This window comes from Neorhodopirellula pilleata, from assembly GCF_007859915.1.
In the GTDB taxonomy this organism is placed as follows: Bacteria; Planctomycetota; Planctomycetia; order Pirellulales; family Pirellulaceae; genus Rhodopirellula; species Rhodopirellula pilleata.
Genome location: NZ_SJPM01000001.1, coordinates 227,918 through 249,107 on the forward strand (window position 1 = coordinate 227,918; position 21,190 = coordinate 249,107).

Consider the following 21,190-nt stretch of genomic DNA (forward strand, 5'->3'; position numbering starts at 1 on the left):
TCCCGTGCTTTGCTTTGGCCGTTCGCCAATACGGCGAACGAATTCTCTGGCACTCACCGCACAAGCTGACGTCACCATGACGCCCCATTCGAACCAAGCTTCCGAATCCGCTTCATCATCCCATTCGGACCATCCGCTCGAGCCCACTCTTGGACATTCCCCAGCCGAGCCGCCACGAGGCAATCTGGCCGGCTTCAGTCGTTATTTCAAGTATGACTTGGTGGCCGGCGGATTAGTGTTTCTCATCGCCCTGCCGTTGTGTCTTGGGATTTCCTTGGCATCGGGTTTTCCCGCCATCGCGGGCGTCTTCACGGCGATAGTCGGATCGATCCTAACTACGTTTATCAGCAACAGCGAACTGACAATCAAAGGACCTGCGGCGGGAATGATTGTGATCGTGCTCGGGGCGGTTACGAGTTTCGGCTACACCGGCGGCGTTGATCCCGTCGCCGATAGTCGTGCCTATCAGATGGCGCTCGCCGTGGGGGTGGTCGCGGGCCTTTGCCAGGTCGCGTTCGGCATGTATCGCGCTGGCGTACTTGGCGATTTCTTTCCGACGTCGGCCGTTCACGGCATGCTCGCGGCGATCGGCCTGATCATCATGGTCAAGCAATTACCTGTTGCCGTAGGGCAGTCCGCCAAAGGCGAGCCGCTTGAGATCATTCGCGAGTTACCACACCTGATGATGAGTGCCAATCCACAGATTGCCATCATCGGCGGGGTGAGCTTGTTTATCTTGTTCGCAATGGCGTTCTGGAAGGCTCACAGCAAGAATCGACTGGTCGCATCGTTGCCCGCGCCGCTGTTGGTTTTGTTGGTAGCGATTCCTTTGGGGATGGCGTTGGACCTGACTCACGAACACACCTACACGATGTTCGATCACGAATACGCCATGGGGGAACAGTTCCTTGTCAGTGTTCCTTACAACTTGCTTGGCGCGATGGCCCATCCGGACTTCACCGTGTTCATGGATCCCGTTTTGTTGCCAACGGCATTGAAATGGGTCGTGATGTTCGCCTTGATCGGTTCGCTTGAATCGTTGTTGAGCGCCAAAGCGGTCGACATGCTTGATCCGTATCGACGCAAGACGAATTTAAACCGGGACTTGGTCGCTGTCGGTTTTGCTAACTTGGTGGTCTCGTTCATCGGAGGTTTGCCGATGATCTCCGAGATCGTTCGCAGCAAAGCGAACATTGATAATCAAGCCAAGACTCGATTCGCCGACATGTGGCATGGTTTATTCTTGCTCGGGTTTGTCGCGTTCCTTCCCGCATTGATCCACCGGATTCCTTTGGCTTCGTTGGCTGCGATGCTCGTGTTCACCGGGTTCCGATTGGCCTCGCCGAGCGAGTTCTTGCATGTCTACCGTGTCGGCAAAGAACAGTTGGTGATCTTTGTGACGACCATTGTGGCGGTCTTGGCAACCGATCTGTTGATCGGGATCGGCATCGGGATCGCAACCAAGTTCGCCATCCATTGTTACAATGGAGTATCACCGCGTTCATGGTTCGTGCCGGACTTAGACATCCACCAAGACTCGCCCGATCACGTATCAGTGCGAGCATCGCAGTCCGCAGTATTTAGCAATTGGATCTCGTTTCGTCGCCAATTGGTGAATGCCAGTTTGACTCATGGGATGAATTGCACATTGGACTTTACCAATACGCACTTGGTCGATCATAGCGTGATGGAAAACCTTCACGAACTTCAAGACGAGTTTCATCGCGGCGGATTGAAATTGGACGTCATCGGTTTGGAAAATCATAAATCGTTGTCCGACCATCCGATGGCAACTCGTAAGCTGGCCGAGTCGCTCATCTAGTGCCTCAACAAAATTTGGACGGCGAAGCCCAGTCGCACCGCGAGGTTGGTCGAAAGCCGTTCACGTTGACCGCTTGCCGACGCGTTTTGCGTGCTGAAGCGACGAATCCAACAAAGAATCGAGCTTTGGCACAGCGGATGCTTCTCTTTACGCATTGAACTCATCGACCGGTGAGCGATCTGTACGCAAAGAGAGGATACCCAACGATGTCAAATCGTGAAGAACTACAAGGGCACTGGAATCAAGTCAAAGGCCGCTTAAAAGAACATTGGGGGCAATTGACCGAAGACGACCTGCAACGTGCCAAAGGCTCCGCCGATCAACTCGTTGGCGTTGTTCAAGAGAAGACCGGTGCGGCACGAGCTGAGGTGGAGACATTTCTCGATCACATCTTGAATGAGAGTCTTGCCGATCAAGCGTCTCAAAAGTTTAACGAATTTTCCGACGTTGCCGGACAATTGGCTGCCGACGCGTCCGCCTATACACGAGAGCGAGCTCAACAGTTTGCGGCCCAGTCGAGTGAGTATTCGGCTCGGATCAACGAAACGATTCGCACCCGTCCACTTGAGTCTCTCGCGATCGCATTCGGCGTCGGGATCTTTGCCGGCGCGATGGTCTTTATGAACCGGAAGCGATAGGCATGTCAAATACGCTCGCGACCAAGAAGCAGGCCGCCGCGATCAAGCAACGGATGCAAGAGATCCGCACGCAACTTCCCTATGACGTGGACGTGGCGCGGCAAAGTGCGCGGGAGCTGTCGGATTGGAGGTATCACATGGGCCGCTATCCATGGCTGCTCGTCGGTGCCGCCGTCGTCGTCGGCTATGTAATGGTACCTCATCGAAAAAAATCGGAAGTGAAGGTCATTCATCATGACTTCGGCAATCAAGGCGACGACGCCTTGCGGCCGCAGCCAGCCAAGCGAGGATTAATCGGGGGTATCGGCGGCGCGATCGCAACCATGGCGATGAAGCAAGCCGCCACCGTGATCGCCCATCAGGTATCACAACGATTCAGTTTGCCTCACGAGAAATCACATGATCGCCATTGAAACCAGACCGCCCTACGAACAAGAACCGACGCCACCACGTGTCGGTCCGACCTCCGCATCTCATCACTACCACCAAGTCGCCATCGAGAACAACCGTTCCTTTATGTCTCGGCTGACCCAGGAGCGTCCCGCTGTGGTGCTCGCATCGGCAGCGTTGATCGGCATGGCGTTGGGCTGGATAGTCAAACGAAAGATTTGAAATGAGTCATGTACATAGCTTCCAACGTGTCACCCGTGACATCTTGGATTTGGCGGAATTGCAATGGCAACTATTGTCCGTAGACAGCCAAGCAGCACGAACGAAATTGGTCCGCGCGTTGATCTTGTCCGCCGTGGCCGCCACGCTCGCGACATCGGCGCTGACGGTCTTGATCGCGGGACTCGGATTGGCGTTGCACGACCTGAGCGAGTTGCCGATCGGACTTTCGCTCTTAATCGCCGCGACGGTGGTGTTTGTGATCGTCGGGGTCATGTTGTGGATTGCTTTGAAATCGATTCAGTCGGCTGGTGCTGCCATTGCCGAAACCAAATCGGAATTCGGGGAGAATCTTCGCGGGCTCAAAGCAACTCTGGTTTCGCCATCGACATCACCACGCAATCAAATCCGGGCAGAGTCCTTCGCGACGAACGACCTCGAAACCAGTTCAACGACGTACCAACGAAACCCCTCTCACACCTACCAATAGGAAGTAATATGTCTACGCCAGAAACCAGTGCCGAATTTCAACATCAATCCAAACCCAATGTCGGTCATGATATGGCCGGACAAGCCCGACATACGGCCGAACGAGTTGCCAATGCTGCAAGTGTGTATGGGCACGATGCGGCGCAGCACTTTGTGCGCGAACCGGCTCGTGATCTCTTCTCGATCGCTAAAGATTACGCACGCGAAAAACCAGACGTCGCCGCCTGTTGGATGTTTGCGTTGGGCGTTGTGGTCGGTTGGAAGCTGAAGCCATAAAATCGCGGGATGGTGAGGAGAACGCATTGGCGGCGAACATGTGGTGCATTTCCTGACGAGTAAAGCGCTGCCGGGTCTCCGCCGAAGCGGCTCCGACCCAGCCTACCTTGGACGCGTTGGCAGACTTATGATTTGCGTTCGAGATGGGCGAGGACAAGCGCGATATCGGCGGGGGTGATGCCGCTGATTCGTTTAGCTTGAGCCAAGCTGAGTGGTCGGACTCGGGTGAATTTTTCTCGAGCTTCATTCCTTAGCGTTACGATTCGGTCGTAATTGAACGACGCTGGAATTCTCTTCTCGCTCAACCGATTTTGTTTGTCAACGTCGAGTTGTTGCCGATCGATGTACCCGGCGTACTTGATGTCGATACAACATTGTTCGGCGGCATTCGAATCAAGTGATTGCAATTCCGGAACCGATTCACAGATCACGTCCCATGTGACTTCTGGTCGCCGCAAATAAACGTCGGCGGGCGTTCCTTGAACTCGACCTTGGTGCAGTAGTTCGCGACCGCGTTGAATTTGAGCGACCTTGTCTTGAAACTTTTCTCGACGTAGTGTGCTGATCAGACCTAGCTCGTCACCTTGAGGCGTTAATCGACGGTCCGCGTTGTCTTGTCGAAGCAACAGTCGGTATTCAGCGCGGCTGGTAAACATGCGATAAGGTTCATCGGTTCCGGCCGTGACGAGATCATCGACCAACACACCTAGATACGCATCTTGGCGCGAAGGCACCCAAGGCGATCGGCCAGCGATCGTGCGGGCGGCGTTTAGTCCGGCGATCAAACCTTGCCCGGCGGCTTCTTCGTAACCGGTCGTGCCGTTGATTTGTCCGGCAAAGAACAAACCACAAACAGCCTTGGATTCCAAATGAGGCCACAACTGCGTCGGCGGGCAGTAGTCATATTCCACGGCGTATCCGTACCGCATGATCGACGCCTTCTCGAGGCCGGGGATCAAGCGAAACATGGCATCTTGGACGTCTCGCGGAAGGCTTGTCGAAATCCCGTTGACGTAGATTTCGTGAGTTTGAAACCCTTCCGGTTCCAAGAACAGTTGGTGACTCGTTTTGTCCGCAAACCGAACCACCTTGTCCTCGATCGACGGACAATAGCGTGGCCCACGCGAGTCGATCTGGCCGCTGTACATTGGCGCGCGAGAAAGGTTCGCGCGAATCAGATCGTGGACCGCTTCGTTCGTGTGCGCGATATGACATGGCAATTGTTCAGTCGTGATCGCATCGGTCAGAAAGCTGAACGGCTGGGGATCTTCGTCACCGGGTTGAATCTCCAACCGGCTGTAGTCGATCGTGCGGGCGTTGAGCCGCGGCGGTGTGCCGGTCTTGAATCGTTCGAGTTGGAAACCGAGGCGTTTGAGTGCACCGCTGATCCCCGTCGTCGTGCCTTCGCCCGCCCGGCCGCCGGCGCTTTGAGCTTCGCCCGTGTGCATGATCGCCTGCAAGAACGTTCCCGTCGTCAGGATCACCGCAGACGCATAGTAAACGGCATCGCCTCGCACGCGAACGCCGACGATCTTGTGCCCGGCCAATTGGGCGTGCTCGCGTGCGGATTGGTCGGCTTCGGTGATCGGTTCGGTGAGTAGGTCTTCGACGGTTTCTTGCCGCAGATCCAGATTCGATTGAGACTCGATCTGCCATTTGATGTGGTTTTGATACGCCTTCTTGTCCGCTTGCGCCCGCGGGCTGTGCATGGCGGGGCCTTTGCGGCGGTTGAGCATGCGGAACTGGATGCCGGTCGCGTCGATGGCTTCTCCCATCAAGCCCCCCAATGCGTCCACTTCGCGAACGATTTGCCCCTTCGCGACGCCGCCGATGGCCGGGTTGCATGACATTTGCCCGACGGTATCCAGATTGGTGGTTAGCAACGCAGTCTTGGCCCCCAGTCGGGCGGCGGCGGCGGCGGCTTCGGTTCCCGCGTGACCGGCTCCGATGACGATCACGTCATAGTCGTAGCGATTTTGAGGTTGGTGGTGAGTCAAAAGATGAAGTCCCAGGTGGGTGAAAGCCGATAACCGATACAAAGCATTGTCCGTAGACCCTTGATTTTGACCATAACATGCGATTTGACCAGGACCGAAGTGCCGCTGTTTCGAATCAGAGTCAAAATCGGGCGGTCCGTCCGTTCGGCTCGGTCGCCAATCGTCGTGCCCGATTCATGATTGCGCTGGGACTGACCGCAGGGATTGGGGGATTCGGTGGAGCCTCGCATGTCTGCGGCGAGGTGACCGATGTGGTGTTGGGATCGCGATCGTTTCAGATTCCGTTCAACATCGCCAAGAGCGGCTCGCCGCCCCAAGAAGTTCACCTTTACATGGCCGCAACGCCGTCGCCGTCGAACCCTGGTTTGCCTCAAGGGAAATGGCAATTGCTCGACCGCCAGGCTCCCGGTGTCGGACAGTTTCAAGTCTCCGAGACATCTGAAGGGACCTATTGGTTTGCGACACGGACGATCGACGCGAGCGGACGACCGCATCCTCCTGGACCGATCGCTCCGGAACTGAAGGTCACCATCGATACCACCGAACCGGTCGTGGAGTTGGTTGCCGATGCTAGCGCCGAAGGCAAAGTCATCGCTGAATTTCTTGTCGAAGATGCCACCGGCGTGGACCAGATGTCCATCCATTACGTCACCGACGTAACCCGGCAGTGGCAGACGGCGTCGATTTCGCGAACCGCCCAGGGCGGACGGTTCGTGTTCGAACCCCAAGATCGTTGGCAAGAGCTTTCACTGCGTTTGCGGGTGCTCGATCGGGCGGGCAACGAAACCATCGTGACCAAGCGAATTCAAAAGCCGCGCGTCGCGACCAAGAATCCCAACCGGTTTGCGTCGGCACCCTCGATCGACGAAACGCCGGCGTTGCAAGCGTTAGCAGGCCAAGAGCCATCGACCACCCACGCGCAGGTCCCGAATATGACTCCGGCCAAGCCGCAGGCTCATCTGGCGGCGGCTCCTTTCGGATTCCCCGCACCTTATGGAGTGGCCGGGAACTCCGAGACGCTTCCGCCGCCATCGACCCCCGAACAAATTAGCCAAGACTTTGGTCGAGCGTTACCTGGATCGAATTCTTTTTCAGGCGTCGAGTTGTTGCCTGAAACCGCCCCCGCTGTCGAGGACTTGTCTGCACCGGCGGCCGAGCCGGAGAAGCGTCCCCGAACCGCTGCCGATGCGATGCGACCGCTCGATCAACCCTCGGTCACCGAAATGGTGCCCGCACCCACAGGCCAACCACCCGCGCCGACGCAACTGAATCGGCCGGCGATGAACGAATCGTCGTTGGAACCCAAGTTGTCCAATCAGCCTGCGCAAACGAGCGATGTTTCGTCTGATCAAGATGCCGAACCGACGGCGACTCCGTCGCCTTGGTCGCCGATCGATTCGGATCGACCCAAGTTTACCGATCCACGAACCACAGTCAGTCGATCGCGGGTTCCGATATTGAGCCTCGAGGAGTTGTCGCAGCGATCGGTGGTTCGGCACAGCCAGAGTCGTCAGTTCAGTCTTGACTATGAGATTGAAGCGATCGGAGGTCGTGGAGTGGAAGCCATCGAACTTTATGGTACGACCGACGGTGGACAAACGTGGAAGAAATGGGGCAGCGATCCGGACCGTCAAAGCCCGTTCGATATCGAAACCAACGGCGAAGGGATCTTCGGGTTCAATATTGTTGTCGTCGCCGCCAACGGGTTGGCGAGCCCCAGTCCTCTGCCCGGCGATGTTCCTGATATCGTCGTGGTGGTCGATGAGACCGAACCGGAAGTCAGCATCACCGGTGCCCGATATGGTGAAAGCGACCGAGCCGGATCGTTGGTGATTCAGTATCGTTGCCAAGATGAGTACTTGATGACACGGCCGATTGCGTTGGCGTTCAGCGACTCGCCCAATGGTCCGTGGACGACCATCGCGGCGGGGTTGCGAAACGTTGGCGATTACGTTTGGCCGGCCGATCCGCAGTTACCGCGACAGATCTACCTTCGCATCGACGCGACCGACCAAGCCGGCAACGTCGGCGGTTTTGTGCTGGAGGAACCGATCGATACTCGGGGACTCGCCCCGCGAGCTCGCATCCGAGCTTTCCGATCGATCCCGACGCCTTAGTCCACTCACTCGGCAGTGGCGGAAGCTGGTAAACTTCCGGCTCACAAGCAATGTTCCGCCAAGGCTCGTTGGGCCACTTGGGGAACGTTTCACTTACCCGAGAGATCAGTTTTGTCCATCGGTTGGCTCTGTTTGATCGCCATCAGCTTTGTTCTGATCGCGATTTTAGTATTTCGCTTGCATGCGTTCTTGGCGTTATTGACGGCTTCGTTTCTTGTCGCCGTCCTCACGCCGCAAACGCAACTGTATCGTTTTGCGAGCGAGGAGGCGATCCAAGATCGAGGCATCACTGCGGAATACTTGGATGATCACCCGATCGTCGCCGAGCAAATCGAGGCCCAGGCCGACGCGTTCTCACGGGAGTCGGCGTCGCGTCGTGTCGCCACCCAATTCGGAAACACGACCGGATCGATCGGGATTGTCATTGCGCTTGCCAGCGTCATCGGCGCCTTACTCATGCACTCCGGGGCGGCATCCACGATCGTGACCGCGATGTTGAAAGTCACCGGTGATCGTCGTGCCCCCGAAGCGCTGGCGGCGGGCTCGTTCGTACTGGGCATTCCCGTGTTCTTTGATACGGTCTTTTACCTCATGATCCCCATCGCGCGCAGCTTGCGACGTCGCGTAGGGAAGAACTACGTTTTGTTCATTCTTGCGATCCTCGCCGGCGGATCGATCACCCACTCGTTGATCCCTCCGACACCTGGACCGTTGCAAGTGGCCGCCATTCTGAACGTGGAGATCGGCGCGATGCTGATCGCCGGGCTGGGCATCGGAAGCTTGACCAGTATCGTGTCGTTGATGTTCGCAAGGTTGATCAATCGCACGATCGACTTGCCGTTGCGTGACGAAGACGGAAACGATTTACCGGAAGTGGACCCCGCCGATGATCCGGAAAACTCCGCCACCAGCCGACCTCCGTTATCGATGGCACTTGCACCGATCCTGTTGCCGGTACTTTTGATTACGATCGGCTCAGTAATTCGATCGACCAAATGGAAACCCAATGAGTCATGGTCCGAAACCGTTGATTTTGTCTTGTCACTTGGTGACAAGAATATCGCCTTAGGCATCGGTTGCGTAATCGCGTTTGTCTTGATGCGGTGGGTCGATCCGAAAGAACGCAAGGGCTTGGTCGGTGCCGCGATCGCTTCGGCGGGCGGGATCATCTTGATTACCGCTGCGGGCGGTTCGCTAGGCAAGATGCTTCATCAAGCCGGCATTGCCGACGCGGTCTCGGCGATCGCCCGCGACATGCCGGGCGTCATGATGCTGCCACTCGCGTTCGCCATCACCGCTGCGATCCGAACCGTCCAAGGTTCCGCGACGATCGCGATGATCACCTCGGCCAGCGTCTTGCAAGGCTTTGCCATGAGTGAATCGTTGCCGTTTCACCCGGTCTATTTAGCGATGGCGATTGGAGCAGGAAGCAAGCCGGTGTCTTGGATGACCGACAGCGCGTTTTGGGTAATTTCCGAAATGAGCGGCATGACAGAAAAGGAAGCTTTGCGGGTGATCTCCCCCATGAGTATCGCGATGGGCTGTTCGGCGCTAGTGATTACCATGGTTGTGGCCACAATCTTCCCCGCAGTTTAATTACCCTTGGGGCCTTGCCGCTGAACGTGAACGTGAGGGTTGTCGATGTGAGTGAAACCAAGTTCGGCTTTACCGGAGTTTTTGACATTTCCAGGGTTTGATGAAAGATTTTTCCAATCAACCGCCACCCGAGGTTCCATCGATACCCGATGGACGGACCGCGTTTCACCTTCCTGCGATGACCCGTCGTCGGGCGATTCGGGCAGTGGCGGGCGGCGTGCTTGCCTCGCCGGCATTGATGTTCAGTTGGGCGCGGTGGTGGGAACCGCATTGGTTACAGGTGAACTATGCTCCGCTAGCGATCCCGAACCTGCCCTCGACTTGGCGAGGAAAAACGATCGTGCAAATGTCCGACTTGCACATCGGAAGCACCGATCCAGACTACCTGGAATCCGTGGTGGCAACGGTCAACGAGCTGCGAGCCGATCTGCTGGTGATTACCGGAGACATCCTCGACTCGCATTTTGCCGGTTCTGATCAAACGATCGCTCGCTTGTTGTCGCCATTGAAACTGGGATCGGTTGCGACGCTCGCGTGTCTCGGCAACCACGACTACGGGCGTCGATGGCGCGAGGATCACGTGGCCGATATGGTGGAAGCGACGATGTCGAAATTAGGCGTCGAGGTCCTTCGTGACCAGCTAGTCAAACTCGACGGACTGGACGTTTTTGGTCTGGATGACTTTTGGAGTCGAAAGTTCCAAGCGTCCAAGATCCTCAAGCAGGCCAATGCCGGGCGAGCGTCAGTTTGTTTGTGCCACAATCCTGACGTTGTCGACCAACCGGTCTGGGGCGATTTCCAGGGCGTGATCTTGGCGGGGCACACACACGGCGGCCAGTGCAAGCCTCCGTTCCTGAAGCCGCCCAAACTCCCGGTTCGCAATGATCGCTACGTCAGCGGCTTTTACGACGTCGGTTCGGGCCGACAACTCCACATTAGCCGCGGGATCGGATATGGCCTGCAAGCAAGATTCAACTGCCGCCCCGAAGTGAATGTGTTTGAGTTAGGAACGCAGGCTGGGTCGCATCGATAGCGAAGACCCGGCAGGCTGTTAGCTGCTCAAGCTCGGACCGATCAGTCAGATCAGTCCAATCCGACCGATCTCTTCACTCTTCACTCTTCACTCTTCACTGCCGGGTGTTCGTCGCCGAGCCTCCTCCACCCAGCCTACTCGCCGGCAACGGAGTGACAGACTCGGCCGTGGAGTTGCTCGATGCAGGTGGCGATGAGCGCCGTCCAACCGGTCTGATGACTGGCACCGAGGCCCTCGCCGGTATCACCGTTGAAGTATTCGTAAAACAGAACTTGGTTTTGCCAGAGCACGTCGTCGCACTGTGTGCCGCTGCCGATTAAGCACGGCCGCGAGCCGCCACCTTCGGGGCACACGAACAGGTTCGTCAACCGACGATTCAATTCACCAGCGACTTCACGCAGATTCATCATGTTTCCCGATCCGGTCGGGCATTCGACCTGTAGTTCGTCGCCGTAAAACGAATGATATCGTTGCAAGGCTTCGATCAACAGGAAACTCGTCGGGAACCAAATCGGACCGCGCCAATTGCTGTTGCCGCCAAACATCCAACTGTCCGATTCGCCGGGAACGTAGGCAACGGTGTGTTGCTGATCACGAATCGAAATGCGAAACGGTTCAGCCTGGTGGGCTTTGGATAATGAACGGATCCCATACGGGGACATGAATTCATTTTCGTCCAAGAGCACCTTCAGCACACGTCGCAATCGTTCTTTGGACGGGATCGAGATCAACATGCGACGATGCACTTTGGTTGTCTCACAAAACGTGATGTTCTTCACCAAGTCGTGGCGGTTGGTTAAGAACCATTCCAAACGATTTCGGAAGCCGGGTAAGTCGTCGAGTAAATCTTCGTCGAGAATCTCAGCGGCAATCAACGGCAACAACCCCACCAATGACTTCACCTTCATCGACCGGGTATCACCGTCAATCTTCAATTGATCGTAATAGAAACCATCTTCCTCGTCCCACAAACCGCCGCTTTCGCCGCCGTTCATGGCGTCGACGATACGGATGAAGTGATCGAGAAACTTGGACGCCATATCGGAATAGCTTCGATCGTGACGGGCCAATTCGAGCGCCATCGACATCATCGTGCCGCTGTAGAACGCCATCCACGCGGTCCCGTCGGCCTGTTCCAACTCGGCACCATCGGGCAAGCCTTTGCTGCGGTCAAACACGCCGATGTTGTCCAATCCCAAAAAGCCGCCTGCAAACACGTTGTCGCCATTGCCGTCGACTTGGTTGACCCACCAAGTGAAGTTCAGCAGCAAACGCTGAAACGATTGAGCGAGGAATTTGTAATCGCGATGTCCGGTCTCGGCTTCCATTTGAAAGACCCGCAAACAGGCCCATGCGTGGACCGGTGGATTGACATCGTCGAAGTAAAACTCATAAGCCGGCAATTGACCGTTGGGATGCATGTACCATTCACGCAACAACACCATCAATTGTTTTTTGGCAAAGGCGGGATCGATGCGAGCCGCCGGGATCATGTGGAATGCCAAATCCCACGCCGCAAACCATGGGTATTCCCACTTGTCGGGCATCGACAAGATGTCCCGAGCGTAAAGATGCCGCCAATCTTTGTTGCGTCCGGCGTGCCGAGCCGCAGGGGGCGTCATGACGTCATGATCGCCGTCGAGCCAATCGGCCACGATGTAATGATAAAATTGTTTCGTCCACATCAAACCGGCGTATGCCTGACGCGAGATCATGCGTTCTTGATCGGTCGCCTCGACCGGAATCACGGCGGCGTAGAACTCGTCGGCTTCGCGCCGACGTTGATCCATGACGCGATTGAAATCATCGTTTAAATCCGGGTGGGCGTCCCCGAGCAATTCGGTGGCGGTTAAACGTAGGCGGACTGTCTTAGTTTCACCGGGCTGCAATCTCCATCGGTAGATCGCTGAGGCCTTGGTTCCATGTTGTTTCGGATTGACCGCTGTCGCTTGGCCATCAATGACGTAGCGATGAAATGCGTCTTTGGTGTAGGCGGAATAGTTCTCGCCACCGAACAGCTTGGCCAGGTTGGTTTCGTTCTCGGTAAACACCAGCTCACTGCCCGGTTGATTTTCAAACCGACATTGAAACGGTTCGAGCGTATCGTGCCGCGTGTGAACGAGATGAACATCGGGAATTGAGTTTGATTGGACTCGTTGGATCAGCGGCTTGGCCGTGCATCCTTCATGGCGGCATCCCCACACCCAAGTGTTGCGAAACCACAGGGTCGGCAAAATCGTGATGTCATGCGAGTCGGGTCCGTGATTGGTGACGAAGATTTCGATCAGCAAATCGTTGTCGTCGGCTTTGGCATAGGTCGCCGTCACGTCGAAGAAACGGTTCTCGGCGAAAATTCCAGTATCGAGCAGTTCGTATTCACGATCATTTAACCCGCGTTCGGCATTCGTTCGCACCAACTCGTCGTAGGGATACGTCGCCTGCGGATAGCGGTACATCGCTTTGGCGTACGAATGCGTCGGGGTCGAATCGAGGTAGTAATAAAGCTCTTTGACATCCTCCCCGTGATTGCCTTCCGGTCCGGTCAAGCCGAACAGGCGTTCTTTCAGAATCGTGTCGTTGCCGTTCCACAACGCGAGGCCGAAGCACAGCCGACATTGCCGATCGGTGAAGCCGAGCAAGCCGTCTTCACCCCAGCGGTAAGCGCGACTACGAGCGTGTTCATGCGGAAAGTCACTCCACGAATGCCCACCTTCGGAGTAGTCTTCTCGGACGGTGCCCCATTGCCGTTCGGACAGGTAAGGTCCCCAGCGTTTCCAATTGTTCTCACGATCAGCCTCTGCGGCGAGTCGTTGGTATTCCGCCGTAAGCTGAACATCAGGGATCATCGGGTCGTCCTACCTGGATACATCAGTGGCCTAGCAAACCACCAAAGCGTAATCGGACGACCAGCCAAATGGTAGGCTGGGTCGCAGCCGCTTCGGCGGAGACCCGGCAACACGAGGCTCGCCGAAAAACCTAAACTTAAACCTCAACTTAAACTTAAACTTAAACTTAAACTCGTTTTTTCTTGGGTCGCGGATCTGGGATGGCTCGCAAGCGCTGCTCGCTTCGGGTGCGGAAGTTGAAGTTTACGTTTAAGTTGAGGTTTAAGTTTGAGCCAACTGCCAACTGCCGGGTGTTCGTCGCAGAGCCTCCTCCACCCAGCCTACGAAATCCGCGATCGATGGGTCAGAAGTAGGCTGGGTCGCAGCCGCTTCGGCGGAGACCCGGCAACACGAGGCTCGCCGAAAAACCTAAACTTAAACCTCAACTTAAACTTAAACTCGTTCTTTCTTGGGTCGCGGATCTGGCGCTGCTCGGGTCGGGAGCGGAAGTTTAGGTTTACGTTTAAGTTGAGGTTTAAGTTGAGTTTAAGTTGAGGTTTAAGTTTGAGCCAACTGCCAGCTGCCAACTGCCGGGTGTTCGTCGCAGAGCCTCCTCCACCCAGCCTACGAAATCCGCGATCGATGGGTCAGAAGTAGGCTGGGTCGCAGCCGCTTCGGCGGAGACCCGGCAACACGAGGCTCGCTGAAAAACCTAAACTTAAACCTCAACTTAAACTTAAACTCGTTTTTTCTTGGGTCGCGGATCTGGCGCTGCTCGCGTCGGGAGCGGAAGTTTAGGTTTACGTTTAAGTTGAGGTTTAAGTTGAGGTTTAAGTTGAGGTTTAAGTTTGAGCCAACTGCCAGCTGCCAACTGCCGGGTGTTCGTCGCAGAGCCTCCTCCACCCAGCCTACGAAATCCGCGATCGATGGGTCAGAAGTAGGCTGGGTCGCAGCCGCTTCGGCGGAGACCCGGCAACAGCACACTCGCCGAAAGACCTAAACTTAAACCTCAACTTAAACTTAAACTCGTTTTTTCTTGGGTCACGGATCTGGCGCTGCTCGCGTCGGGAGCGGAAGTTTAGGTTTACGTTTAAGTTGAGGTTTAAGTTTGAGCCAACTGCCAACTGCCAGCTGCCAACTGCCGGGTGTTCGTCGCAGAGCCTCCTCCACCCAGCCTACAGTGTCCATCAACTCCGCTTAGGAATTGATCGCGGCTTTCTTCTCGTTGCGTTGAACCAACATCAACAAGATGGGGCTGGCGATGAATACCGAGCTGTAAGTCCCGACGACCACGCCGACGACCAAAGCGAACGCAAACGCGTGGATGCCTTCGCCGCCGAGGGCGTAGAGTAATACGACGACGATCAAAGTCGTCACCGAGGTAAGCAACGTCCGGCTGAGCGTCTGATTGATGCTGCTATTGATCATGTCGCCGGTCAAACGTGGGGCCTTGCCTTTGGTTTCGCGGATTCGGTCGAACACGACGATCGTATCGTTGAGCGAATAACCGATGATGGTCAGCAACGCCGCGACGACGGTTAGCGAGATCTTAAATGGATCAATCAACAGGAACCCGAGTGCGTCAGCAACCCAGTAGCTGATCGCGATCGCACCGAGTGTAATCAACACGTCGTGCAACAGGGCGACCACGGCGGCGAAGCCGTAGATGACCCGTTGGAATCGGAACCAGATATATCCGATGATGCACAGGAGCGATGCGAACAATGCACCGGCGGCACGTCCGATCATGTCACCGGCGACCTGAGCCCCAACGCTGCTGCTACTGATCCAAACCGGATCGCTACCCAGTTTTTGTTCAAGTTGTTTCATCACAGCGATCGCTTTGTCACCTTCGAGTGGCAATTGGATTCGCCATGAAGAGTACGGCAGCGCCGAGCCGCTGTCCCAATCGCCGGTATCATCGCCAAGTGGACTGAGACGAATACCACGTTCGTTGATAGCAATGCCCGCATCGGCAGCGGCGGCTTTGATAAAATCCAGCAACGCGGCTTCATTGATCAACGCTTCCTTGTCGCTGCCTTCGACACCGAGAGCGAGGTCCGAGGTCGTGAAAGCAAAACCAGGCAAGTCGATTTCTCGCATCTCTGTCGCGTCGGTGGCAGCTGAAGCTGGTGCTTCGCTGGCAGGGGTTTCAGCTGCGTCTTCCGCTTGCAAGACCGTCAACATGGTCCCGTTGGTCAGCGTTTCGAAGTCCTGCGGAACCTGCAAGAACGACTGATCATTCACATTCGGTTCGGCGATCGAACTGGTCGCTTCGGCTGGCGGCTCAGTCGTGGCACCTTTGATCTTCGTTGGCGTGATGCTGACTTTGTAGGTGCTCAATCCCACGGACTGTTCCTTGGCGAATCCCTTTTGAATAGCGGTCTTGAGGGTGTCGACTTGATCTACCGACGAATCGACTTTGAAAATTGTGTTATCGGCAACACCGTCCATGCTCACGCCGTTGACAGTGAACTGCACTTTTTCGGTCGATTCATCGTCAGCAAATGCCGCCGCGACAATACGGCGAATTTCTTCGGTCTCCGTCGGCGAATCGACACGAAATTGAACCGAAGAACCGCCGGCGAAGTCGATGTCGAAGATCCCCTGGCCTCGGCTGATCAGTGCGGCAACACCGCCGATAACGAGGATCAAGGAAATGGACAACATCATCTTGCCGCGTGCGATGAAGTCGAACTCGCCACCCGCAGACATCGCCGCTCGCATCGAGTTGACCGTATCGGCCATCGACAGCGACAGCCAACCGCGACGTTCGGCCAAGTCAAAGATTGTTCGCGAAACATAAATCGCGGTGAACATCGAGAACCCAATCCCAAGGATCAGCGTGACTGCGAAGCCGCGGATTTGATCGGTACCGATCGCATATAGCACGATGGCTGTGATGAGGGTCGTCAAGTTGGCATCGATGATCGTCGTCGTCGCCCGGGCAAAACCGTTGCGGACGGCCATGCGTTCCTTGGCACCTTTTTTCAGTTCCTCGCGGATGCGTTCGAAAATCAACACGTTCGCGTCGACCGACATACCGACCGTCAAAACCAGACCGGCTAATCCAGGCAACGTCATCGGTTGGTTGATGAATACCATCGTGGCCAAAATCATCGCCAAGTTCATGATCAACGCGATGCAGGCAACGACTCCGGCGAACCGGTAATAGTACAGGATGAAAACGAGCACCATGGCGAGCGACAAGCCGATCGCGAAGACGCCTTTTTCGATCGTGTCTTTACCCAAGGTCGCGTCGATTTGGTTTTCGGCGATCGGTTGCTTGGTCACGGTCGCGGGCAGTTGACCTGCCTTGAGGATTTGCACCAATCCGTCGACTTCTTCACGAGTGAAGTTGCCCGTGATGCGGCCTTCTTTGGAAATCGGTTGCAGAATGTTCGGTGCCGACAACAGCGTATCGTCCAAGATAATCCCGAGTTGTCGTTTGCGGGTTCCTTCGGGAGAGTTGTTCGTCGTCAAGGCTCGGAAGCGACCCGACCCGAAGTCGGTCAAATTGAACGCCACCGCAGGGCCGCCTTGCTCGTCAAACGTGCTCGCGGCGTACGACAAGTCGTCGCCTTTGATGTCCAACAACGGATTGATGATCATCAGCACTTCGATTTCCGAGAACGACTGAGTTTTCATCCACAGGGCGATCTTGACCTCTTCGTCACGGCCGAGCAGTTCTTGAGGGATGTTGAGGATCTCGCCGTTGTTGGGATTGCGTAGGATCGTTCCCTGGGTGCTCATCCGCAGCGGCCGGACGCCGTCGACCTCTTTGGTTTCGCGGCCGAGTTTCACCCAGCGGCCGTAAAGACCGTCGTCAGGTGTGCCGACGGTTTCATCCGTTGCGATGGCGGGATCGTCGCTTTCGGCTTGGTCGAACGCGGTGCTGATGATCGCTTGGTGGTCGACCTGGTTGGCAAGAATCGCAAAACGCAGTACACCCGCTTCGCTGACGAGCTTTTTAATCCGCGCGACTTCGCGATCGTCGACGGCCGGAACGATGATTTCGATCTGCGATTCACCGTAGGGGCGAATCACGATTTCCTGGGTTCCCGAAGGGTTAATCCGCCGGGTCAACGGCTCGACGAGGTCTTTGCTCGAAATCGGCGATCCGGTTTTTTCCAACTCACGTTGTTTGTCCGGGTCGATCTCATAAACCAAAATCGTCCCACCTTGTAGGTCGACGCCCAGACCGGGGAGCTTGTTCCACAGCGTCACGCCTGAACCGATGATGGCCAACATGATGAAGCCAAAACGGGTGCCGTAGCCAGGCATTTTCAGGCCTTTGGCGAGCTTGGATCCGATGATGAACGGCAGGATCAAGATCGCGGCGGCGACCAACAAGACGACCCATTGTTGGCCAGAGATCCCGCGAGAAACTTCACCGGCAACGGCGGAGTTGGTTTGCGCTAGCAACGCGGTCGACCAATCCGATGGGGCGAAACCGACGGGGATGGCCAAGGTGTGGGAAAGAGAGTGGAGAGAGGAAGGAAGATCCATCGTGACTTTTCGGAGGACGTAGTGGTTTTCGCCGCCGGGACCGAGAACGCCATTCATTGACACTTCTCGCACGAGACGGCGGCGGGAGGATAGGAGCTAGTCCGACGAATCTTCGTCGGACGCATTCTTGGAATTCGGATCGTCGCCAGGGATCTTGCCGGACTTACCCGTCTTGGCAACATTTTTTCCCTTGGCGTGTTCGGTGATGGCCACGATGGCCGATCGGTTGACTTTGACTCGCGTCGTGCCCGCCTCATCAATTTTCAAGACCACGGTGTCGCCGGCGGCGTCCACCGAGGCGACCGTACCGTGCAACCCGCCGAAGGTGATCACGCGGTCGTTCTTGGTCAACGATGCCAACATGCTCGCTTCGTCTTGACGCTTGCGTTTTTCGGGCAAAAACCACGTCAGGTACCAAATCATCGCCAGACCGGCGAACAGCGGCAACGGGCTGCTGAAGAACAATTGCAACCCCGTGGGGGCCTCGCCCTGGCCGGCTCCCTGGGCCAATAAACCCGCCTGATGAACGAACCGCGAGGATGCGTCCCCGGCAAAATACGTGGCCGCGCTAAACCAAGTCGCAAACGTGACGCTTGCCAGCTTGAAGGTCGACGGAGCCAGCGCGGGAGCCAGGGGGAACAACAAAGGGAAGGTCCAAACAGCGGGATCGGTAGCGGGGGAATACCATTAGGCAGGGGAGCATGATATGGAAGCCCAAAAATCGCCACAAGCCCAGCCACCACAATCGGGTATAAAGGAACCCATGAAAGACACGAATTCAGCGACTGTCGCACCGTCTCGGGAATCTGTGGCGGATTGCATCGCTCGTCTAGGCCCCCCGCCGGACGATATTTGGCAGCAATGGCTCGGCGAAGCCCGTCGGTCGATCGGCCAAACGGACTCGTGGTCGCCCAATCCCAACGATCCGACCTGGGCCGATTGGTTCGTCGACGACAACGGGCAATTGGTGCCCAATCCGAGTCTGGCCAAAGAACATCCCGAACACCTAACTGCGGCCGCCGTTTCATCGGACTCCACAACCTCGCCAACTGAACCCGATGCACCCGCAGACTCCGATGTACCCGAGGAGATCGATGTACCCGAGGAGTCCGCCCCGACGACCGTCGAGTTCGACGCTGATCGAGAAAGAACGCAGCGAAGTCAGACCGAACCAAACCGCTCGAAGAAAAAGAATGGGAAAAACAAGTGGATCGCTGCAGCCGGCGTTGCGGTCGCGGTCAGTTTGGTGACTTGGGGCTTCTTCCCGAACGGTCCCGAGCCTCAACCGGAAGTTCGGTCGGCTTCGGGATCGCTCGCGGCACTTGGCGGAATAGAGTCGAACGCGCCGCCACCAATGTCATCGCCCGCTCGCACTGCGGAAACCACGCGGCGTCCGAATTCCGATCCGATCGATGACAATCAATCAGATGAAAGTTTGGAAACGATCATGGCGGATGTCCCCGACGTCGCCGATTCGATCGACAATCAACTGCGTTCGAGCGGCTTATCGCTCGACGCGTTCTTGCCTCCCGAGATGCTCGCCGCGTCCTCGCCAAACCAGCCCGCAGCCTCCGCCAAATCTGATCCGACCGACCCTGATTCGCCCGCCCCGGATGGCCTGCCGAACCTGCCCATTTCGATCGACGAAATCTCGACGACCAAGACGCCCGGCGACGATGCATCCTCCCAGGCGGACGAGTCACTCATGGCGGACGATCTGTTTGCGGACGATTCGAATGCGATGGCTCAAGGGGATGGCGATCCGGAAAACGAAGCCGACGAAGCGACCCAAGAGCAGTCGACGATCACACGGGATCCGATCGCCGCCAAGACTTTTGGAATCGTTTTGCCATCGATTCCTTCGAGCAACGAAACGGCATTGCCCGATCCGATCGAATTGCTCCGTCGGGAAGAGGCATCCGGCGGATCGCTGCCTGGTGAACTAGAGCTGTCTTTTCCAAGCACCGAGAACGGGTCGGCGATCATCGACTCGATCCGATTGGTCGCCGTCGACGCCTCCTCGCGATGGAGTTTGATCGACGCGGAATCGTCCACGACCATTGCTGAAATCCGTCGTTCCGAGGATGAGGATTCGCTGCAATTCGGTTGGTCCGACGCGGCGCGGGATTGGTCCCGATCGGCGTCCTTGAGCCAAGCTCGTATCACAACCGACCAAGGTGACACGATCTTCTTGCGACCGAGCCTCGACGCCGAACCGATCCGATTGGGACTCACCAAACGAGACAACAAGTTGAAATGGAATCTGCAGTCCCCGATCACACCGAACTTGACCCAAGTCGCACTGGACGTCGTCGTCCCGAAAGATGTCGATTTGCAATGGATCGAACCGATCGACAGCGAATCCCCCAGAAACACTCGTGGCGTGGCGTTGTTGAAACTAAAGAAAGCGGAAGAGACCGCGATCGTTGTCCGGTTCGATGTGAAAACGACCCAATCGTTTTCTTTGCGAATGCGATTCGGGGCGCGTTTGCATCCGACCATGCCTTGGCAATGGACCGATGCGACGTCGATCCGCACCTCGTTGGCTGCCGTCACGAATCAACTCGAAGCCGCCGATCGGCAGTTGCTCGATCTGGACGTCGCGATCACCCGCGCCGAACGAATGCGGGCACGGCGACAAGAATACCTGCTCGAAGACCAACGCGACCACATCGACGAAGCGGTCAAGGGATGGACAATCGTCGCCAAACGTTTGGCCGAACTGGACCAACTCGTCGCGTTCTTGGAAGCAGGCGGAGAGGTTCGCCCCAAATTATCCGTGACTTGGCCGGACCAAGAGCAGGTTCTCTTCGGCGTTAACGATTAACCAACCGTTGCACGCAATATAATGCACCCTTAAAAGCCCGAAGCGCAACGGCGTGTTGATTTAGTGAGCCGACGGCGCTAGCGGGCTGTTGATTTAGTCCTCATCGAAACCCGAAGCGTGAGCGAGGGATACATACAAAGGACTTAATGGTGATGAATCCCTCGCTCACGCTTCGGGTTACGATTAAATCAACACGCCGCTAGCCGCGGGCTTTACGGCAAACAAGCCACCATTCGGAACCCGTGGCTAGCGCCATCGGCTCACAAAATGCTCCCCTGCCAGCTCGTCTGGCAGGAAGCCGAGGTTGGCAAGCTAGACGCAAGCCGCAATTCGCCCCACCTTCCGATTTTCACTTGTGCTCGCCGCTTCAAGCGGCGAGCACAAGTGAAGATCGGAAGGTGGGGAGGGCGTCGTTGTCTAGCCGGCGAACCTAATTCACCCACGAGACGAGC

14 protein-coding genes are annotated in these 21,190 nt (G+C 56.5%); 10 read left to right on the forward strand and 4 right to left on the reverse strand.

Features of this window, described 5'->3' with window-relative positions; translation table 11 throughout:
* Positions 1 to 76: 76 nt before the first annotated feature.
* The 6 genes from Pla100_RS00660 to Pla100_RS00685 all read left to right on the forward strand — a co-directional run bounded on the left by Pla100_RS00660 (position 77) and on the right by Pla100_RS00685 (position 3,834).
* Positions 77 to 1,822 (forward strand): SulP family inorganic anion transporter, encoded by a 1,746-nt coding sequence (locus Pla100_RS00660; protein ID WP_146575782.1) that lies wholly within the window; start codon positions 77 to 79, stop codon positions 1,820 to 1,822.
* Between the two features lie 206 nt (positions 1,823 to 2,028).
* Complete coding sequence (locus Pla100_RS32335; RefSeq protein WP_146575783.1) at positions 2,029 to 2,460, forward strand: CsbD family protein; 432 nt, start codon at positions 2,029 to 2,031, stop codon at positions 2,458 to 2,460.
* Between the two features lie 2 nt (positions 2,461 to 2,462).
* A complete protein-coding gene (locus Pla100_RS00670; protein ID WP_146575784.1) occupies positions 2,463 to 2,873 on the forward strand; it encodes a hypothetical protein in 411 nt (136 codons plus the stop codon).
* Entirely contained in the window at positions 2,860 to 3,072 is a 213-nt protein-coding gene (locus tag Pla100_RS00675) for a hypothetical protein (protein WP_146575785.1), read from the forward strand. Before Pla100_RS00670 ends, Pla100_RS00675 begins: the two co-directional genes overlap by 14 nt.
* Before the next feature lies 1 nt (position 3,073).
* Entirely contained in the window at positions 3,074 to 3,559 is a 486-nt protein-coding gene (locus tag Pla100_RS00680; RefSeq protein WP_146575786.1) for a phage holin family protein, read from the forward strand.
* Positions 3,560 to 3,567: 8 nt separating this feature from the next.
* Entirely contained in the window at positions 3,568 to 3,834 is a 267-nt protein-coding gene (locus tag Pla100_RS00685; RefSeq protein WP_146575787.1) for a hypothetical protein, read from the forward strand.
* Between the two features lie 125 nt (positions 3,835 to 3,959).
* Here the strand turns inward: Pla100_RS00685 and mnmG are convergent, their stop codons facing one another.
* Positions 3,960 to 5,873: a tRNA uridine-5-carboxymethylaminomethyl(34) synthesis enzyme MnmG gene (mnmG, locus tag Pla100_RS00690; RefSeq protein ID WP_146575788.1), complete on the reverse strand. Its 1,914-nt coding sequence runs from the start codon at positions 5,871 to 5,873 to the stop codon at positions 3,960 to 3,962.
* A gap of 35 nt (positions 5,874 to 5,908) precedes the next feature.
* Here mnmG and Pla100_RS00695 point away from each other — a divergent pair, with 35 nt between their 5' ends.
* From Pla100_RS00695 to Pla100_RS00705, 3 genes are all read left to right on the forward strand, one after another.
* Positions 5,909 to 7,948 carry a hypothetical protein gene (locus tag Pla100_RS00695; RefSeq protein ID WP_146575789.1) on the forward strand — a complete coding sequence of 680 codons (2,040 nt, stop codon included), beginning with the start codon at positions 5,909 to 5,911 and terminating at the stop codon, positions 7,946 to 7,948.
* 111 nt (positions 7,949 to 8,059) lie between these two features.
* Positions 8,060 to 9,544 (forward strand): GntP family permease, encoded by a 1,485-nt coding sequence (locus tag Pla100_RS00700; RefSeq protein WP_146575790.1) that lies wholly within the window; start codon positions 8,060 to 8,062, stop codon positions 9,542 to 9,544.
* A gap of 100 nt (positions 9,545 to 9,644) precedes the next feature.
* Complete coding sequence (locus tag Pla100_RS00705; protein ID WP_146575791.1) at positions 9,645 to 10,577, forward strand: metallophosphoesterase; 933 nt, start codon at positions 9,645 to 9,647, stop codon at positions 10,575 to 10,577.
* 134 nt (positions 10,578 to 10,711) lie between these two features.
* Here Pla100_RS00705 and Pla100_RS00710 read toward each other — a convergent pair whose 3' ends face one another.
* The 3 genes from Pla100_RS00710 to yajC form a co-directional block, all read right to left on the reverse strand.
* Positions 10,712 to 13,423: an MGH1-like glycoside hydrolase domain-containing protein gene (locus Pla100_RS00710; RefSeq protein ID WP_146575792.1), complete on the reverse strand. Its 2,712-nt coding sequence runs from the start codon at positions 13,421 to 13,423 to the stop codon at positions 10,712 to 10,714.
* 1,176 nt (positions 13,424 to 14,599) lie between these two features.
* Positions 14,600 to 17,968 (reverse strand): protein translocase subunit SecD, encoded by a 3,369-nt coding sequence (gene secD / locus Pla100_RS00715; protein ID WP_231602511.1) that lies wholly within the window; start codon positions 17,966 to 17,968, stop codon positions 14,600 to 14,602.
* Between the two features lie 39 nt (positions 17,969 to 18,007).
* A complete protein-coding gene (yajC, locus tag Pla100_RS31415; RefSeq protein ID WP_231602513.1) occupies positions 18,008 to 18,556 on the reverse strand; it encodes a preprotein translocase subunit YajC in 549 nt (182 codons plus the stop codon).
* Between the two features lie 118 nt (positions 18,557 to 18,674).
* Between yajC and Pla100_RS00725 the strand changes: the two genes are divergently transcribed.
* Positions 18,675 to 20,738, forward strand: coding sequence for a hypothetical protein (locus Pla100_RS00725; RefSeq protein ID WP_146575793.1), 2,064 nt, complete (start codon positions 18,675 to 18,677; stop codon positions 20,736 to 20,738).
* Positions 20,739 to 21,190: the final 452 nt, after the last annotated feature.

Coding starts and splice junctions, on each gene's coding strand:
- Pla100_RS00660 (WP_146575782.1), top strand. CDS start 77: ATGACGCCCCATTCGAACCAAGCTTCCGAATCCGCTTCATCATCCCAT.
- Pla100_RS32335 (WP_146575783.1), top strand. CDS start 2,029: ATGTCAAATCGTGAAGAACTACAAGGGCACTGGAATCAAGTCAAAGGC.
- Pla100_RS00670 (WP_146575784.1), top strand. CDS start 2,463: ATGTCAAATACGCTCGCGACCAAGAAGCAGGCCGCCGCGATCAAGCAA.
- Pla100_RS00675 (WP_146575785.1), top strand. CDS start 2,860: ATGATCGCCATTGAAACCAGACCGCCCTACGAACAAGAACCGACGCCA.
- Pla100_RS00680 (WP_146575786.1), top strand. CDS start 3,074: ATGAGTCATGTACATAGCTTCCAACGTGTCACCCGTGACATCTTGGAT.
- Pla100_RS00685 (WP_146575787.1), top strand. CDS start 3,568: ATGTCTACGCCAGAAACCAGTGCCGAATTTCAACATCAATCCAAACCC.
- Pla100_RS00695 (WP_146575789.1), top strand. CDS start 5,909: ATGCGATTTGACCAGGACCGAAGTGCCGCTGTTTCGAATCAGAGTCAA.
- Pla100_RS00705 (WP_146575791.1), top strand. CDS start 9,645: ATGAAAGATTTTTCCAATCAACCGCCACCCGAGGTTCCATCGATACCC.
- Pla100_RS00710 (WP_146575792.1), bottom strand. CDS start 13,423: ATGATCCCTGATGTTCAGCTTACGGCGGAATACCAACGACTCGCCGCA.
- secD (WP_231602511.1), bottom strand. CDS start 17,968: ATGAATGGCGTTCTCGGTCCCGGCGGCGAAAACCACTACGTCCTCCGA.
- Pla100_RS00725 (WP_146575793.1), top strand. CDS start 18,675: ATGAAAGACACGAATTCAGCGACTGTCGCACCGTCTCGGGAATCTGTG.